This window comes from Psychromonas ossibalaenae ATCC BAA-1528, assembly GCF_000381745.1.
In the GTDB taxonomy this organism is placed as follows: Bacteria; Pseudomonadota; Gammaproteobacteria; order Enterobacterales; family Psychromonadaceae; genus Psychromonas; species Psychromonas ossibalaenae.
The window spans coordinates 1-16542 of sequence record NZ_KB907045.1 but is presented as its reverse complement, the minus strand read 5'-3'; the positions used below and the strand labels follow the sequence as shown (position 1 = coordinate 16542).

Genomic DNA, 16542 nt, shown 5'->3' with positions numbered 1-16542 from the left:
CCTCGGTGCTCATTTTTTAGATTGTGAATACCACGCAGTAATTTCATGCTATTTAACCATTATTCTCTGCACTAAAAATGCACTTCAGCCGAAATAAATCCCATAGCTGTCATTAAAGTCTGTCCAATACTTAATACGCGACCGCGGTACTCATTTTTTAGATTGTGAATACCGCGTAATAATTTCATTATTTTGACTTACTTCAAGATCTATAAAATGCAAAAGAGAGGATTATATATCAGAGTGAGCAACTATTCAGCTCTCATTTTTATCATTCTCTACGGAAACTTTCAAATGTGAAAAACGAAGACCAATAATGCCCAGCACCGTAAAATAAAGCACAATAGCGCAGCCTATCAAGGTAAACAGTTTTACACCGGCTTCAAATAACGAAAATTGAGTCCACTCCAGCAAAGACGGCGTATAAATAAATAAGGCGGCAGCCATCAGCAGCCCGGCAGTCATAATGCGAAGCAGTACTGAAACACTGTCTTTCTGCACCTGATAAACACCTCCTCGATATAAACCAAGCCATAACAGGGATGCATTTAATGTTGCAGACATTGCCGTCGCAATTGCCAGGCCGACATAACCATAGGGGATGGCAAAAATAATATTCAAGACCATATTACTGAGCATTGCGATAATACCGTATTTCACCGGTGTTTTAGTATCCTGACGGGAGTAATAACCCGGCGCTAACACTTTCACCAGCATAAAGCTGAGCAGACCACTGGCGTATGCCCATAAACTCATTGATGCCATTGACACATCGTGCATATCAAATTCACCGCGCATAAATAATACCCGCAGCATAGGCTCAGCCAGCACAATCAAACCTAACATTGCCGGAAATCCTAAAAAACACACCATACGGATGCCCCAGTCCAGTGTTTTAGCAAAATGTTCTTTTGATTCGGTAACATGTGATGAAGATAAGCTTGGTAAAATAACCGTAGCAATCGCAATACCAAACAAACCTAAGGGAAACTCCAGCAGGCGATCCGAATAATATAACCAGCTGATTGAGCCTGTTTGTAAAAAACTGGCGATCAGCGTATCAAGAAGAAGATTGATCTGGCTGACAGAAACACCGAATATTGCAGGAATCATTAAGGTTCGGATTTTTACAACGCCGGGGTGAGACCAGCTCCAGGTCGGCCTGACCAGCATATTTTCTTTACGTAAAAATGGAATCTGAAAAAAGAACTGTACTGCGCCGCCGATAAAGACACCAACTGCCAGCCCTATTTCCGGCTGCGCTAACTCAGGAGAAAGGAAAAGTGCACAGGCGATGATGGCAATATTTAAAAATACCGGCGTAAATGCCGCCACAGCAAATTTACCCAGAGTATTTAAAATAGCACCGGATAATGCGGTAAAAGTAATAAACCACAAGTAAGGGAAAGTAATTTTTAACATCAGCGAAGCCAGCTCAAATTTCTGTGCCCCCGCCCCGCCGTTCAACCATTCTAAAAACCAGCCGAAACCGAATAACGCAGTAATTACTGACGATCCTGCAACACCAAGAATCGTGATAATAGTAATAATCGTGCCTAACGTTCCAGATACTGCCGCAATCAGTTTTTTTACTTCGTCAGGAGATTTAGTTTTTTCATATTCGGTTAATACCGGTACAAAGGCTTGTGCAAAGGCCCCTTCGGCAAATAATCGACGCAAGAAATTAGGGATTTTGTTGGCAAAGAAAAATACATCCGCAGCAGCGCCGGCTCCCATTAGATTTGCAATCACAACATCTCGAACTAAACCTAACAGTCTGGAAACTAAAGTCATTGAGCTGACAATCAAACCGGATCTCAATAATTTTTTACTCACAATCAACTTCCCGAAAATATTTTTCTAATAAAGCAGCCGCACAGCAAAACACATTACCGTGATCAATAACACACTAATTTAACAGGAAAAATAAAAATAAAATATAATGCATGCAGATATCACCCGTTTTCATCACTGTTAAGTACAGGATCAAGTTGCATCTACAGGCCGTTTGGGTATAAAATGCGCGCAGTTTAACCATCTACCTGGTTTCTTACCAGTTTTTTAAACGGTTAAAAAGAAACCATTTGACAATATACGTGTTACAAGGCATATTCCACGACCTTTGATTATCCCTTGTATACAGAATTTAGGAGTTAAGGTCTTGGCTAATATCAAGTCTGCTAAAAAACGTGCGATTCAATCTGAAAAACGCCGTAAACATAACGCAAGCCGTCGTACAATGATGCGTACTTTCATTAAGAAAGTTGTTGTTGCAATCGAAGCTGCAAACAAAGAACTTGCTACAGCTGAGTTTTTAAAACTTCAATCAGTTTTAGACAGCTACGCAACTAAAGGCTTAATTGAAAAGAATACTGCTGCTCGTAAGAAAAGCCGTCTTTCTGCTAGAATTAAAGCTCTTTAATATTGATTCGGCTTTTTAAAGCCTTTGATATATTCGGCAGAAATGAAAGAACTATAATATAGCCCTTTCATTTTTAGCCTGATTAAAAGCCGACTTTATGTCGGTTTTTTTGTGTCTTATTTTTAGTGCATTAAACGCCGGATAAACAAAAGGGAGCATCAGCTCCCTTTTTTACTTTCATATTTTATCTAAACAGCTGTTATTAACTAAATGCCCATTCCGGATAACGCAGTCAATAAATCTTTAATTGCTTTCCCAATAACAGGATTACTTTCCTCAAAAACCAGCAGCTGCTGCGCCAGTCTTTTATCGCGAATAAGCTGCGCAGGATCCCGCGAGATTATCGCCTCTTGAAACTGATCGTGAACCAGACGCAGTTCACCCGCTGTACATTCATCAGCAATGAGATCATCAGCTATCACTGCCGATAATTTTTCAAATTCTGACTTCACTTTTGTTATTGCCATAAATACCTCTATTGCCGATTAACGTTATAATAAAAGTGTAGTCTTAAATTAAATAGTTAGGATTTCGGCAGTTTAAAAAGGTGATCAAGACAACGCCCCAGCAGTAGAAAACCAACCACAAAAGTGACACTTATCAGGATCAGGCCAACTTTGAACCAGCTGAACTGTGAATAATGCTGTAAATATAAAGAAGAAAGATAAACAGCACCTAACCAGTAAATTATTCGGCAAAGAGATGCCCAAAAAGAATAGCCCTGATCCGTTAACCATAATTTAGCCATATTATCAGGCCCTCTCAACTGCAAAACTCAAGACATCGTCAATATGCTCTTGACCGGCAGCCAGCATAATTAAACGGTCAATGCCTAAAGCCACGCCGGCACAGTCAGGTAAAAAAGGAAGTGAGTCAATAAAGTTTTGATCAATGGGCATCTTCGCTAACCCTTTTCGTTTCCGCAAACGATTATCTTCCTGAAAACGTTTTAACTGCTCTTCGGCATCGCTTAATTCATGAAAGCCGTTCGCCAGCTCAATACCTTTATAATACACTTCAAAACGTTCAGCAACACGAGGATCCGCCTGTGAAATTCTAGCTAAAGCGGCTTGCGAAGCAGGAAAATTATAAACAAAACACGGCTTTTCCTGAGCAATAACCGGTTCAACAGCCACACAGAACAGCAGTTGTAAAATAGTATCCCGCTCGATTTCGCCGTTTAACACCTCTCCCAGGTTCAAAGAAGCTCCAGCCTGTTTAAGCTCCTCCACTGTACTGTGCAGCGGATCAACCGCTAACACCTCGATAAATGCCTCCTGATAAGTGCAGCGCCTGGCTGGCTCACAGCTAAGCACCATCTGCAGCAGCTGATCCATCTCATCCATTAACAGATGATGATCAAAACCAACCTGGTACCACTCCAGCATCGTAAACTCAGGGTTATGAAAACGTCCGGACTCTTCATTACGAAAAGCTTTGCTGATTTGAAAAATAGAACCACAGCCGGCAGATAAAAGACGTTTCATATGAAATTCTGGTGATGTCTGAAGATATAATGGGACACCTGAACTGTCCGCTTTGGCCGGGGAGATCGGCGGCCCGATAAACATCGTCTGAAAGCAGAACAAATGAACATCAGTCACACCCGCCTGACTTAAGCTGGGAGTCTCCACCTCTAATAAACCACGGCTGACAAAAAAACTACGGATATTTTGTATAATTTGCGCTCTTTGCTGAAGCTGTTGTAAGTCTGCTGACGGTAACCAGGTCATTCTATTTCCTATTTATATAATGTTTTGATCAAATTTCCCCCCTAGTCAAGAGGCTCGACGAACAGTCTTGAAGGTTTGATTAATCAATTTATGCTTAGTTTACCGAAGAATTGATTTCGCAGGAATAAAAACTCTTTGAGAGTTCTTATCAACTCCACTAATCCTAACATTAACAATTGCTTAACAGACATTTGCGTTACCTCTCAGTATTAATATATTGTTCATTATTATCCTGTTTGGATCACGAAAATTTAGAACAGCACTGATACACTAAATTGTCAGATCAATTAAACATATTTTTGATGGGAGTAAAAGAGTGCAGATAATTAAAACAGATGTCGCCATTGTGGGCGCAGGCGGTTCAGGTTTACGAGCGGCTATTGAAATTGCTGAGAATCATCCCGATCTGGATATCGCATTAATATCCAAAGTTTATCCTATGCGTAGTCATACTGTGGCGGCAGAAGGCGGCGCCGCCGGTGTTGCTCAAGATCACGACTCCCTTGATAATCATTTCAACGATACCGTTGCCGGCGGTGACTGGTTATGTGAGCAGGATGTGGTCCAGTATTTTGTTGAGAATGCCTCAAAACAGCTCACTCAGCTTGAGCACTGGGGCTGCCCGTGGAGCCGCAAAGAAGACGGCAGCATTAACGTTCGCGCATTCGGCGGCATGAAAATAGAACGCACTTGGTTTGCTGCAGATAAAAGCGGATTCCATATATTACACACTCTTTTTCAAACTTCAGTACAGCACCCGAAAATCACCCGCTTTGATGAACATTTCTGTTTAGATCTGCTGGTTGAAGACGGTAAAATTCAAGGTGTCTTAATTTTAGATATTGCCGAAGGAGAAACAAAACTCATTCAAGCAAAATCCGTGATCATGGCAACCGGCGGAGCCGGCCGTGTATACAGCTATAATACCAACGGCGGTATTGTCACCGGAGACGGCATGTCACTGGCTTACCGCCACGGCGTTGCACTGCGGGATATGGAGTTTGTACAGTACCATCCGACAGGTTTACCAGGCAGCGGTATTTTAATGACCGAGGGCTGCCGTGGCGAAGGCGGTATTTTATTAAACAAAGACGGCTACCGTTACCTGCAGGATTACGGTTTGGGGCCAGAAGTGCCGGTCGGACAGACTAAAAATAAATATATGGAACTGGGACCACGAGATAAGTTAAGTCAATGTTTCTGGCAGGAACAGCAGAAAGGTAATGTCATTAAAGGCGAAAGAGGTGACGTAGTACATCTGGATCTTCGCCATCTTGGTGAAGAAAAAATTAATGAACGTCTACCGTTTATTCGTGAACTTGCTAAAGCTTATGTGGGGGTGGATCCGGTACACGAACCAATCCCGGTTCGCCCTACCGTGCATTACACTATGGGCGGTATTGAAACCGATGCTAAAACGGCAACCAGTCTGCCGGGTTTATATGCTATCGGCGAGTGTGCTTCTGTCGGTCTGCACGGAGCAAACCGTCTTGGTTCAAACTCATTAACGGAGCTTGCTGTATTTGGTCAGCTAGCCGGTCAGGAAGCGGCTAATTATGCACATGCGAATAAACACCAGAAAACTGCTCCTCTAAAAAAACAGGCGGAAGCGATTTTAGAACGTACTGAAGCGCTCCTCCACAGCAGCGGCACCGAGAAAATGGCTGATATCCGTCAGGAGATGGGTGACTGTATGGAAGAAGGTGTTGGAATCTACCGTACCAAAGAATCTATGCAGAAAACTATTGATAAACTAGCAGAGCTTAAAGAGCGCTATAAAAACATTCAGATCAACGATAAATCCAGCGTATTTAATACCGAGTTTTTATATGCAGTTGAACTGGGATACTTACTCGATACGGCAGAAGCAATGGCACACAGTGCGATTCTAAGAGAAGAATCCCGCGGTTCACATCAGCGTATTGACGGTTTCGACAAACGTGATGATGAGAAGTTCCTGAAACATTCACTGGCCTTTTATCAGGCAGATAAAGCACCGAAAATAGACTACTCATCAGTGAAAATCACCAAAAGCCAGCCGGCTGAGCGTGTATATGGTGCGGCATCAGAAAAAGCAGGCGCTACACAGGAGAAAGTTTAATGAGTGAGTTAATGATTGAAATTGATGTACTTCGCTACCGTCCGGAGATGGATGAAAAACCATTTACACAGATGTTCGAAGTACCCTATACGCCGGATATGTCAATTTTAGAAGCGCTGCAGTACATTAAAGACCATCTCGACAGTACTATTAGTTTCCGCTGGTCATGCCGTATGGCGATCTGCGGAAGCTGCGGCATGATGGTTAACGGTGTGCCAAAACTGGGTTGTAAAGCTTTCTTACGCGATTATTATCCTAAAAAAGTAAGTTTAGAGCCTTTAACTAATTTCCCGATAGAGCGCGATCTTGTAGTAGTAATGGATGACTTCATCAAAAAACTAGAAGAAGTGAAACCTTATATCATTCCGGAAAAAGAAAAATGTCTGTCAGAAGGTACATATCTGCAGACACCGGAGCAGGCAGCTAAATTTAAACAGTTTTCCATGTGTATCAACTGCGGTCTTTGTTATGCAGCCTGCCCGCAGTACGCGCTTGATAACAAGTTTACCGGACCGGCTGCACTGGCACTGCTTGCCCGCTATAACCGAGACAGTCGTGACGGCGGCGAAGCGCAGCGGATGAAAATTGTAAATCAGGAAGAAGGGGTGTGGGGCTGTACCTTTGTCGGTTACTGCTCTGTTGTATGCCCTAAAGATGTCGATCCGGCAGCCGCTATTCAGCTTTTAAAAGTGGAAAGCAGTAAAGATTATCTGATCGGTATGTTTAAACCTGAATAATAAAACATGTGAGCCTTAATCCGCACCTTAAGGTACAGCTTAAAGCTCACACTACTTCTCATATTGATAATATTAACCTTGGCAGCGCACTGCTGCTTTTAAATACGGCAGTGCGGCAGAGAAAGAGGAGCAACTAATGACTAAACGTAAACCTTATAAACGTGAACTACCCACTGACTGGTGGCTGAAACATGCTTTTTATACAAAATACATGATCCGTGAAGGGAGCAGTATTTTAATAACGTTATACAGCCTGATCCTAGCCTGGGGTGTTCTGCGCCTTAGCCAGGGTGAAGCCGCATTTAACGGCTGGCTTGAAGCCCTGCAGAGTCCATTTTCAATATTAATCCACCTGCTCGCACTGGCACTGGCGTTATATCACACCATAACCTGGTTTTCACTGGCACCAAAAGCAGTTGATTTATGGCTGAAAGGTAAAAGACTAGAAGATAAAGTCATCGTGGCCGGTCATTACGGTGCTTTCGCTGTAATTACTGTTTTCTGCTTATTAATTATTACGTTATAAGGAAGCTATAAATGTCAGAGACAACAGAAAAAACCTATAAACGCTCTCATGAACCGGTATTTTGGGGGCTGTTTGGTGCAGGTGGTATGCTTACCGCCTTTCTCACTCCAGTTATGATATTAATAACCGGCATTTTAATTCCCCTGGGAATTATCAACAGTCAGAATTTCAGCTATGAAAAAATTCACGGCTTTGCAACAACCTGGTATGGAGCTGCTGTTATTTTTATTCTAGTTGCCCTACCATTATGGCATACACTGCACCGCATTTTTCATGCGCTGCATGATATCGGCATTAACCGCGGCCGAGACTGGCAGCAGGTTATCTGTTACGGCTTTGCATTTGCCGGCAGCGTATTTGTTTTTACATTACTGCTGCAGATGCTTTAACCCGAGGTTAATCCGCTAAATGTACAAACCATTCAATAGAATAAATACAGTATGTAGTACTGTGTTTATTCTATTTTTAAGCTTTTCACCTCCTTTACTCAGTAAGAATATTTTTACTGTCGGTGTACAGAACTTTTCCGAATACCACCCCTACTCTGAATTTAAAAATAATCTCTATAGCGGCTTTAACCGTGAGTTACTGGATATGTTTGCCGCTAGTCATAATTATACTTTCAACTATAAAGCTCGCCCGATTAAACGCTTATATGCCGAATATACTGCCGGGAAATTTGATTTTAAATATCCGGACAATGCACTTTGGCAGAAACAGTTAAAAAGCACCATTAAGATAAAATACAGCTCATCCGTTGTTGAATACACCGACGGCATTATGCTTTTACCCGCTAAAAAAGGCACTTTGCTTAATGAACTCAAAAGCATCAGTGCCATTAACGGTTTCACCTTGCCGGAAGCATATCTACACAGAGAGCGGCAGGGACAGCTTGCCATAGTCAGAACAACGGATTATAAACGTCTGCTGCAGCTGGCATTAGAGGGACGAGTTGACGGCGCTTATTTTAATACAGCAATCAGCAGCCATTATCTTTCACACTCGGGATATAAAACAGATGCATTGGTCTTTGACAGCAGCCTGCCATTTTTACGTAATCAGCGGACACTATCTTCAATTAAATACCCGGCGGTTATCAAACAGTTTGATCAGTTTTTAGTCGAGCGAGAAGACGATATTGCAGAGCTGAAAAAGAGGTACGGTTTACTTAGCGAGCCTGATAAAAGACATGTACATCAATATCAGCATGATCAAAAGAGCCCCGTGGTTAAAACACTGCCGAAGAACAAAAACAAATAAAAAAACCAGTTGTCAATAACTGGCTTTTCTTCATAACCGGTTCATTAGAAACAGCTTATTTTTTTACACGGCCGACATATTCAGCGCTGCGTGTATCAACTTTAACAACTTCACCAATCTGGATGAACAGCGGCACACGAATAATCGCACCAGTTGCCAGCGTAGCAGGTTTACCGCCTGTACCAGCAGTATCACCTTTAAGACCCGGATCAGTATCCGTGACTTCAATTTCAACGAAGTTTGGCGGCGTAACAGCAATCGGGTTATCGTTCCAGGTTGTGATAGTACACATATCCTGCTCAACCAGCCATTTTTCCATATCACCAACCGCTTTCTGATCAGCTGCAATCTGCTCAAATGTTTCATTGTTCATAAAGTGGAAAAACTCACCGTCGTTATAAAGGTAAGCAAGATCAAAATCCATTACATCGGCAGATTCAACTGTCTCACCAGACTTAAATGTTTTTTCAATCACTTTGCCTGACAACAATTTACGAAGTTTCACGCGGTTAAACGCTTGTCCTTTACCAGGTTTCACGAATTCATTATCGATAATTGCACAAGGCTCTTTATCAAGCATGAATTTTAGCCCGCCTTTGAATTCACTGGTACTATACGATCCCATAATAACCTCTATATAATTAATTTTAAAAAATGGCACAAATAATTACCGTGAATAATACCGACGACTTGCCCTCTTGGCAAAAAGAACTGGCAAATGCGATTAAAAATCCACTGCAGCTTTTGCAATTATTGGATATATCCCCACAAAGTGTGCGATTAAGTGATCCTGCACGTAAAAGTTTTCCAATGCTGGTACCGCGCCCGTTTATCCGAAAAATGAAAAAGGGCGATATAAATGACCCTTTATTAAAACAAATCCTGCCTGTTAGCGATGAAGAATTAATTAGCCCTGATTATAGTGTTGATCCCCTGCAGGAACATGAAAGTATAGTGCCCGGTTTATTACATAAATATAAAAGCCGTGTGCTGCTTATCTTAAAATCCGGCTGCGCAGTTAACTGCCGTTACTGTTTTCGACGTCATTTTCCTTATCAGGATAATAATATTAATAAAAAACAGCTTCAGGAAATTATCAATTACCTTAAAGCCCACCCGGAAGTGAACGAAGTGATATTAAGCGGTGGTGATCCGCTGATGAGTAAAGATGACTTTCTAGGTTATTTGTTTAACGAATTAGCATCATTACCACAATTGCTCCGTTTACGGGTGCATACGCGTTTGCCGGTTGTTATCCCGGTACGCATCACTGATGAATTGTGCAAAATTATTAAACATAGCCGCTTAAAAGTAGTTTTTGTTTTGCATATCAATCATGCCAATGAAATTGACCGTGATTTTAAAGAGGCAATGCTCAAGCTCAAGAGAGCCGGCGTTCAGCTTTTAAATCAAGGTGTGTTATTAAAAGGAATAAATGATAACAGTCAGGCTTTAATTGCGCTCAGTGAAGCTTTATTTGATGCCCATATCCTGCCCTATTACCTGTTTTTATTAGATAAGGTACAGGGCGCACAGCATTTTGATTTGGCAGAGAAAAAAGCGCAGCAGATGATTCAGGAAATGAACAGTGCATTACCCGGGTACTTAGTACCGAAACTGAGCCGCGAAATTGCCGGTCAGAAAAGTAAAACTGTTATTAATTCGTTATAATGCGCTAAAGTAATAGTGCAGTAAGTAATAATGCAGTAAGCATCAAATAGGAAAAAATAATGAGCAAAGAAAACGTCGTTAAACAATTACAAGAAAATGTAAAAATTATTTACCATAAAGCAGTTGATGCAGATAAGCAGCTTGAAATTTTACGCCAGAAGGACAAAGCAAGCTTTGCACAAGTCTTCAGCGCTGACAGTGCTTTTAAAAATCATTCCAGCACCTTTTTACCTTATGTAGAAGAACTTGCGGCTGATTTACAAGAAATTCAGACCGATAATGAAGATCATTATAAAACCTTATTACCTGCGATCGTCGTTAAAATTGAACTGCTTTTTAAAACACTCAGTTCATTTAAAGTAAACTTAAAAGACTAAGTCCGGCAGTTAAAGCTTATTCTTAAATTTAAGGGCACGCAGACAGACTGCTTGCCCTTTTCTCTACCTAGACTCAATCGAAAGACATCAGAGGTTTATTCAGAAATATTTTCAGCCTCTTGCTGCGGCTGCGCATAGCTGTCTAAAAAGGACTGTAAGCCCTGCTGTACCAGTTCATAGGTTTTATCTATATTAGATGCAATATCTCCCTCTAATACATTCAAACCCTGCAGTATATCTCGCGCTTCTGAAAAGCCTTGATCAATTCCGCCGCCAATCACAGCAATAAAACTGCTCAATGCTTCCTGCTCCTGCATTTCCGGGTGCTGTTCATGGTAGAGGCTGAAAAACTGCGTGCTAAAAGAGACAATTCGCTCTGCCGTTGCTTCAGGGCTGACATCAAGACCGGAGTCATAAGCCTCTTCAACCTTAGTTTCTACGCCCATCTCCTGCAGTGCTTCGTTTATCCCCTGCAGAGCCGTTTTTAATACTAAGGAAAGTGGTTTATCAGCGATAGTCTCACTAAATTCCAGCGTTGATTGTAAAATTGCAGCGTTTAATTGTTTTTTATTACTGACAGAAATAGGCGTTTGTAATTTTTCAGCATTTTTTGCATGCGCAAGTTCAGAAATCTGCCCGCCCATCGGTCCGCTTTCTTTTTTATGTTCCGATTTGGCAAGTGCACGAACATCTTGATTAAAAGCACTATTTGTATTAATTTTAGGATCCATAACAGGTACCTCTATGTGGGGCATATATAATAAGTATCGGCCTGTTTGCCTATAACTTAAACAGCAGTTTGTATGTAATTCCCCCCAACTCCTTGCGAACCATTAAAAACAGCGACTTACGAAGACCTTCAGCACACAAAAGGCAACGAATTGTGATTTTTTGAAAAAAAACAACATAAAATTGATTTATTCGCTTCAATTTTTTTGGAAAAACGTTAAGTTACAGACTTTTCATACATGAAAATATAAGCTGGATCTATATTTTCCGACTAAAGGCGACACCTATGTTAGAACTTTTCAACTCAATCAACGGCGTATTATGGGGGCAAATCCTTGTATATTTATTGATTGGTACGGGTCTATATTTCACTGTCCGTTTAGGCTTTATTCAAATCCGACATTTTTTACACACTTTCACGGTAATGCGTAACAGCCGCAAATCAGATAAAGAAGGTATTTCATCATTTCAGGCTCTTTCAACCAGCTTAGCGGCGCGTGTTGGTACAGGTAATCTGGCCGGTGTTGCAATTGCAATCACAGTCGGGGGCGCCGGTGCCATTTTTTGGATGTGGCTGATCGCAATTATCGGTATGGCAACCAGTTTTGCAGAAAGTACATTAGCACAAGCCTACAAGGTGCACGATGATGACGGCAACTTTCGCGGCGGCCCGGCTTATTACATGGAGCGAGGTTTAAACGCACGCTGGATGGGCAGTCTGTTTGCCATCTTTTTAATCATTGCATTCGGCCTGGTATTTAATGCCGTACAGGCAAATTCGATCACAGCTGCACTGCACGAATCATTCCAGATGGATAAAACCAATGTGGGTATTATTCTGTTTGTTCTTTCCGGATTTGTTATTTTTACCGGTATCCGAGGTATCGCACGACTATCAGAAAAGATTGTTCCTTTTATGGCGATGGCTTATCTATTAATCGCATTTTATGTAGTCGTGATCAATATTGCAGAAATTCCAGCCATTCTAAAAATGATTTTTGATTCAGCATTCGGCTGGCAGGAAGCAAGCGGCGGTGCATTTGGCGTTATGGTTATGACCGGCATCAAACGTGGTTTATTCTCTAACGAAGCCGGCATGGGTAGTGCGGCAAATGCGGCGGCCACGGCATCGCCTTACCCTCCACATCCAGCCTCACAGGGTTATGTGCAGATGCTTGGTGTATTTATCGATACTATTGTTATCTGTACAGCAACGGCTTCAATTATTTTATTATCCGGCGGTATCGAATCATTTTCCGGAATGGGTGGTGTGGAAATAACGCAGCGGGCATTAGACGGCCAGGTAGGAAGCTGGGGTGGCGAGTTTGTTGCTATCGCATTAATGTTCTTTGCTTTCACTTCGATTATTGCCAACTATTCGTACGCAGAAACAAACTTAATGTTCCTGCAGCATAAACACTCTCACGGGGTTAATGCGCTTCGTATTGCGGTACTGGGAATGATTATGTTCGGCGCAACACAAAGTAATGAAGTGATCTGGGCGCTTGCCGATGTATCTATGGGCTTAATGGCGATTGTAAACTTGATTGCAATTCTATTACTGTCTAATGAAGTAGTGAAACTAGCCAAAGATTACAATATGCAGTTAGATGCCGGTAAAGTGCCAACCTTTGACCGTACCAAAATACCAGAACTTGACAGAAAAATTGAGCCGGGAGTCTGGGAAAAGAAATAATCCCCTAACTAAGGCTCACAAATAAAAAACCTGCACAAGCAGGTTTTTTTTGCAATTTTTCAACAGCCAACCTGCTCAAACAGCATATTTTCAATTAAAGCTCTAAACCTTCATTATTCAGCATTGAATATTTTAAATCCTGCGACTACAACTATTAGCTGAATATTTCATTATTGAAAGGAACAGCTATGTATCCCAACCTAAATAATATCGGCGTGCTGAATCATGACGATATCGAACGTTATACACTTCGCCAAGAAGCCGGTAACGACATTCTTAAAATCTATTTCCGTAAAGGCAGCCGTGATTTTTTTGCCAAAAGCGTAAAATTTAAATTCCCTAGACAGCTCAAAAAAGTAAGCGGCGATCACGATAGTCCCGGTTTTCGAAATATCTCTGAAATCAACAGCACCCTGCGCCCTATCATCAAAGAGCTCGATATTCTTACCGTACATGTAAAACACGAAAAAGAGATAAAACTACAGGTATTAGATGACTTAAAACATTTAGAATCCGTTGTAACCAGCAAAATAAAAGAAATTGAACGTAAACTGGAAAAGTTATAATAAAAAAGCCTGCAGTGTGCAGGCTTGATTTATTTGAGTTTTTTAGCGCAGGACAGGACTAGCTGATACGCTCAAATAATAGATCCCATACACCATGACCAAGGTTGTTACCGCGGTTTTCAAACTTAGTCAGCGGGCGCCATTCCGGGCGGGGGGCATAGTCAGTATCGCAGGTGTTTTTAAAATTTGTCGCTGCTTTTAATACTTCCAGCATATGCTCTGCATAGTTTTCCCAGTCGGTTGCCATATGGATCACACCGCCAATTGCTATCTTAGGACGCATATTTTCAATAAACGCAGGCTGCACAATACGACGTTTGTGGTGACGCGCCTTATGCCAGGGATCCGGGAAGTAAAGCTGGAAAGTCGCCAGGCTTTGATCGGGGATCATAAACTCTAATACTTCAACTGCATCATGGTTAATGACACGCAGATTTGATATCCCAGCTTCTCCAGCGTCCGCTAAACAAGCGCCGACACCAGGACCATGTACTTCAATACCGAAAAAGTTTTTCTCCGGAGCATTTTTAGCCATTTCGACCAATGATTTCCCCATGCCGAAACCAATCTCTAAAACGACAGGTGCATCGCGGCCGAATAACTCGGTGAAGTTTAATTCTTTTTCTTGATAATCAACGCCCATGGTTTCCCATAACGTATCGATTGCCGTCTGCTGACGGTTAGTCATGCGCCCTTCACGTTTAACAAAAGAGCGGATTTTACGCATATAACGCTCTTCGCCGACAGGCTGTGTTTTTTCAGACGCCTGGTTTTCTTGATCTGTCATTTTTCTACCCTAGAAATTCGCTGGTAATTAATATCAGGGCATTATACCAACAATATTTAAGAAAGGATCGACTTTATCCGCTGCAGAAAAAGATGCAGACAATAATGTAAATATTTACTTAGTTTTTGTAATGTTATTTTTTGAAATAACTCTGTTATTCTCTATTTTCCCCATAAAAATAACAAAGAGTTTGTTTTGAATCAGAAAAACTTCAGTCATCGTATCATTGCCTGGCATCAAAAATTCGGCCGTAAAACCTTACCCTGGCAGCAGGACAAAAGCCTCTATAAGACCTGGATCAGCGAGGTAATGTTACAGCAGACTCAAGTTGCTACTGTCATTCCATATTTTAATAAATTTATGCGTTCCTTTCCGACCATCTCCTATCTTGCTAACGCACCTTTAGATGAAGTTCTGCATCATTGGACCGGACTGGGTTATTACGCCAGAGCACGCAATCTGCATAAAGCAGCGCAGTTTATCCGCGACAATTATAACGGCAATTTTCCAGAAGAGTTTCAGCAGGTTATTGATTTACCTGGCATAGGGCGATCCACTGCAGGTGCGGTTCTTTCACTGACCTTAGATAAACACTTCGCCATTTTAGACGGTAATGTAAAACGGGTTTTAACCCGTCACCAAGCCATTGAAGGCTGGACAGGTGAAAAACGTGTAGAGAATGCTTTGTGGGAGCTCGCAGAGGGACTGACACCGCATAGACAGACGAGTGTGTTTAATCAGGCAATGATGGATATGGGGGCCATGGTCTGCACCAGAAGTAAACCTAAATGCAGTGAATGCCCAGTGCAGAATGACTGTTTGGCCTTTGCCGACGGCAGCATGAAAGAGTTCCCGACTCCCAAAGCAAAAAAGAAAATTCCAGTAAAAAGTGCATTTATGCTGGTGCTTACAGATAAAAGTACGCAGACAATACAGCTCAAGCTGCGCCCGCCTGTGGGTATCTGGGGCGGATTATGGTGTTTCCCTGAATTTACAAGCTTACAAGAGTGCCGTGAAAAGCTAGAAAATACAGGTATTAAGGATTACCAGGAAACTTTACTGCCAGCTTTCCGACATACTTTCAGTCACTATCATTTCGATATATCACCTGTTTTAATTGAACTACCAGAAATGGAAATAAAACAAGTCATGGAAGAAAGTGACAGCCTTTGGTATAACTTACTATATCCGCAAAAAGTGGGATTGGCGGCGGCCACCAAAAAAATATTAAGCAGTGTTAATAAAATTCATGAAAAGGAATCAACAATGTCTAGAACCGTATTTTGTAGTTATTTAAAAAAAGAAGCACCCGGACTTGCTTTTCAACTGATCCCCGGAGAACTGGGAAAACGTATTTTTGACAATATCAGCCAGGAAGCCTGGACAAAGTGGCAGCACAAACAAACTATGCTGATTAATGAAAAAAAGTTAAATTTAATGCAGCTTGAAGACCGAAAGATTATTGAAGAAGCGATGATTGGTTATCTTTTTGAAAATAAAGACGTTGATATTGAAGGTTATACACCAAAGAAATAACCTTGTTTTCTTCGTTAATGTTCGCAAATGAAGCAGATAACGTTCAAAGCGCAGGCAAACTCTAAAAAAAGCAGATAAAACATTAAAAAGTGGTTGACGGTCGAAGGGAAAATCTATTTAATACGCCTCGTTCCTGCTTCGTTAGCTCAGTCGGTAGAGCAGAGGATTGAAAATCCTCGTGTCCTTGGTTCAATTCCGAGACGAAGCACCATATTTAGTTTTACTGAAAAGATTAATTTCAATCAGTAAAGAGTTTGTTGAACTAATTAACCTTAATTCAGCAAACGGTGCAAATGCACACGGTTTCGTGTGCCGACTTAGCTCAGTCGGTAGAGCAACTGACTTGTAATCAGTAGGTCACCAGTTCGATTCCGGTAGTCGGCACCATTTATTATATCTTC

At 41.6% G+C, this 16542-nt stretch carries 18 protein-coding genes and 2 tRNA genes; 13 read left to right on the top strand and 7 right to left on the bottom strand.

All coding sequences use genetic code 11. From position 1 onward, the window contains the following. Positions 1 to 255 precede the first annotated feature (255 nt). Positions 256 to 1836 carry a murein biosynthesis integral membrane protein MurJ gene (gene murJ / locus G327_RS0122795; protein ID WP_019617122.1) on the bottom strand — a complete coding sequence of 527 codons (1581 nt, stop codon included), beginning with the start codon at positions 1834 to 1836 and terminating at the stop codon, positions 256 to 258. Between the two features lie 325 nt (positions 1837 to 2161). On the opposite strand from murJ, the gene rpsT reads away from it, so the two are divergent. Continuing rightward, entirely contained in the window at positions 2162 to 2422 is a 261-nt protein-coding gene (gene rpsT / locus G327_RS0122790; RefSeq protein ID WP_019617121.1) for a 30S ribosomal protein S20, read from the top strand. 206 nt (positions 2423 to 2628) lie between these two features. Here the strand turns inward: rpsT and G327_RS0122780 are convergent, their stop codons facing one another. The 3 genes from G327_RS0122780 to epmA are packed head-to-tail and all read right to left on the bottom strand — an operon-like array spanning position 2629 to position 4155. Next, entirely contained in the window at positions 2629 to 2889 is a 261-nt protein-coding gene (locus G327_RS0122780; protein ID WP_019617119.1) for a DUF4404 family protein, read from the bottom strand. 56 nt (positions 2890 to 2945) lie between these two features. Beyond that, positions 2946 to 3170 (bottom strand): hypothetical protein, encoded by a 225-nt coding sequence (locus G327_RS0122775; RefSeq protein WP_019617118.1) that lies wholly within the window; start codon positions 3168 to 3170, stop codon positions 2946 to 2948. Between the two features lie 4 nt (positions 3171 to 3174). Beyond that, positions 3175 to 4155 (bottom strand): elongation factor P--(R)-beta-lysine ligase, encoded by a 981-nt coding sequence (epmA, locus tag G327_RS0122770; RefSeq protein ID WP_019617117.1) that lies wholly within the window; start codon positions 4153 to 4155, stop codon positions 3175 to 3177. A 316-nt stretch (positions 4156 to 4471) separates the two neighbouring features. On the opposite strand from epmA, the gene frdA reads away from it, so the two are divergent. The 5 genes from frdA (at position 4472) to G327_RS25490 (ending at position 8779) form a co-directional block, all read left to right on the top strand. Then, a complete protein-coding gene (gene frdA / locus G327_RS0122765; protein ID WP_019617116.1) occupies positions 4472 to 6256 on the top strand; it encodes a fumarate reductase (quinol) flavoprotein subunit in 1785 nt (594 codons plus the stop codon). Further along, a complete protein-coding gene (locus G327_RS0122760; RefSeq protein ID WP_019617115.1) occupies positions 6256 to 6993 on the top strand; it encodes a succinate dehydrogenase/fumarate reductase iron-sulfur subunit in 738 nt (245 codons plus the stop codon). The genes frdA and G327_RS0122760 overlap by 1 nt, the downstream gene beginning before the upstream one ends. A 136-nt stretch (positions 6994 to 7129) precedes the next feature. Then, complete coding sequence (locus G327_RS0122755) at positions 7130 to 7519, top strand: fumarate reductase subunit C (RefSeq protein WP_019617114.1); 390 nt, start codon at positions 7130 to 7132, stop codon at positions 7517 to 7519. Between the two features lie 11 nt (positions 7520 to 7530). Further along, positions 7531 to 7908: a fumarate reductase subunit FrdD gene (gene frdD, locus G327_RS0122750; protein ID WP_019617113.1), complete on the top strand. Its 378-nt coding sequence runs from the start codon at positions 7531 to 7533 to the stop codon at positions 7906 to 7908. Positions 7909 to 7927: 19 nt separating this feature from the next. Continuing rightward, the gene (locus G327_RS25490) at positions 7928 to 8779 is read left to right on the top strand and encodes a type 2 periplasmic-binding domain-containing protein (protein WP_083938623.1); all 852 of its coding nucleotides are present in this window, start codon (positions 7928 to 7930) and stop codon (positions 8777 to 8779) included. A 55-nt stretch (positions 8780 to 8834) separates the two neighbouring features. Here the strand turns inward: G327_RS25490 and efp are convergent, their stop codons facing one another. Continuing rightward, positions 8835 to 9404, bottom strand: coding sequence for an elongation factor P (gene efp, locus G327_RS0122740; RefSeq protein WP_019617111.1), 570 nt, complete (start codon positions 9402 to 9404; stop codon positions 8835 to 8837). Between the two features lie 29 nt (positions 9405 to 9433). On the opposite strand from efp, the gene epmB reads away from it, so the two are divergent. Continuing rightward, complete coding sequence (gene epmB, locus G327_RS0122735; RefSeq protein ID WP_051090338.1) at positions 9434 to 10450, top strand: EF-P beta-lysylation protein EpmB; 1017 nt, start codon at positions 9434 to 9436, stop codon at positions 10448 to 10450. 59 nt (positions 10451 to 10509) lie between these two features. After that, on the top strand, positions 10510 to 10827 hold the full coding sequence (locus G327_RS0122730) for a hypothetical protein (protein WP_019617109.1): 318 nt from the start codon (positions 10510 to 10512) through the stop codon (positions 10825 to 10827). Between the two features lie 95 nt (positions 10828 to 10922). Here G327_RS0122730 and G327_RS0122725 read toward each other — a convergent pair whose 3' ends face one another. After that, a complete protein-coding gene (locus G327_RS0122725) occupies positions 10923 to 11558 on the bottom strand; it encodes a DUF5610 domain-containing protein (protein WP_019617108.1) in 636 nt (211 codons plus the stop codon). 284 nt (positions 11559 to 11842) lie between these two features. Between G327_RS0122725 and G327_RS0122720 the strand changes: the two genes are divergently transcribed. Next, complete coding sequence (locus tag G327_RS0122720; RefSeq protein ID WP_019617107.1) at positions 11843 to 13252, top strand: alanine/glycine:cation symporter family protein; 1410 nt, start codon at positions 11843 to 11845, stop codon at positions 13250 to 13252. 188 nt (positions 13253 to 13440) lie between these two features. Further along, positions 13441 to 13818 carry a DUF3461 family protein gene (locus G327_RS0122715; RefSeq protein WP_019617106.1) on the top strand — a complete coding sequence of 126 codons (378 nt, stop codon included), beginning with the start codon at positions 13441 to 13443 and terminating at the stop codon, positions 13816 to 13818. Positions 13819 to 13876: 58 nt separating this feature from the next. Here G327_RS0122715 and trmB read toward each other — a convergent pair whose 3' ends face one another. Beyond that, positions 13877 to 14605, bottom strand: a complete 729-nt coding sequence (gene trmB / locus G327_RS0122710; protein WP_019617105.1) for a tRNA (guanosine(46)-N7)-methyltransferase TrmB — start codon at positions 14603 to 14605, stop codon at positions 13877 to 13879. 195 nt (positions 14606 to 14800) lie between these two features. Between trmB and mutY the strand changes: the two genes are divergently transcribed. The 3 genes from mutY (at position 14801) to G327_RS0122695 (ending at position 16528) form a co-directional block, all read left to right on the top strand. After that, the gene (gene mutY, locus G327_RS0122705; protein ID WP_019617104.1) at positions 14801 to 16141 is read left to right on the top strand and encodes an A/G-specific adenine glycosylase; all 1341 of its coding nucleotides are present in this window, start codon (positions 14801 to 14803) and stop codon (positions 16139 to 16141) included. 135 nt (positions 16142 to 16276) lie between these two features. After that, a tRNA-Phe gene (locus G327_RS0122700) sits at positions 16277 to 16352 on the top strand. A 100-nt stretch (positions 16353 to 16452) separates the two neighbouring features. Continuing rightward, positions 16453 to 16528: transfer RNA gene (locus G327_RS0122695), tRNA-Thr, on the top strand. The last annotated feature ends 14 nt before the right edge of the window (positions 16529 to 16542 follow it).

Excerpts from the sequence above, each read along its gene's own strand:
- G327_RS0122780 (WP_019617119.1), bottom strand. The coding sequence starts at position 2,889 with ATGGCAATAACAAAAGTGAAGTCAGAATTTGAAAAATTATCGGCAGTG.
- G327_RS0122775 (WP_019617118.1), bottom strand. The coding sequence starts at position 3,170 with ATGGCTAAATTATGGTTAACGGATCAGGGCTATTCTTTTTGGGCATCT.
- epmA (WP_019617117.1), bottom strand. The coding sequence starts at position 4,155 with ATGACCTGGTTACCGTCAGCAGACTTACAACAGCTTCAGCAAAGAGCG.
- G327_RS0122760 (WP_019617115.1), top strand. The coding sequence starts at position 6,256 with ATGAGTGAGTTAATGATTGAAATTGATGTACTTCGCTACCGTCCGGAG.
- G327_RS0122755 (WP_019617114.1), top strand. The coding sequence starts at position 7,130 with ATGACTAAACGTAAACCTTATAAACGTGAACTACCCACTGACTGGTGG.
- frdD (WP_019617113.1), top strand. The coding sequence starts at position 7,531 with ATGTCAGAGACAACAGAAAAAACCTATAAACGCTCTCATGAACCGGTA.
- G327_RS25490 (WP_083938623.1), top strand. The coding sequence starts at position 7,928 with ATGTACAAACCATTCAATAGAATAAATACAGTATGTAGTACTGTGTTT.
- efp (WP_019617111.1), bottom strand. The coding sequence starts at position 9,404 with ATGGGATCGTATAGTACCAGTGAATTCAAAGGCGGGCTAAAATTCATG.
- epmB (WP_051090338.1), top strand. The coding sequence starts at position 9,434 with ATGGCACAAATAATTACCGTGAATAATACCGACGACTTGCCCTCTTGG.
- G327_RS0122730 (WP_019617109.1), top strand. The coding sequence starts at position 10,510 with ATGAGCAAAGAAAACGTCGTTAAACAATTACAAGAAAATGTAAAAATT.
- G327_RS0122725 (WP_019617108.1), bottom strand. The coding sequence starts at position 11,558 with ATGGATCCTAAAATTAATACAAATAGTGCTTTTAATCAAGATGTTCGT.
- G327_RS0122720 (WP_019617107.1), top strand. The coding sequence starts at position 11,843 with ATGTTAGAACTTTTCAACTCAATCAACGGCGTATTATGGGGGCAAATC.
- G327_RS0122715 (WP_019617106.1), top strand. The coding sequence starts at position 13,441 with ATGTATCCCAACCTAAATAATATCGGCGTGCTGAATCATGACGATATC.
- trmB (WP_019617105.1), bottom strand. The coding sequence starts at position 14,605 with ATGACAGATCAAGAAAACCAGGCGTCTGAAAAAACACAGCCTGTCGGC.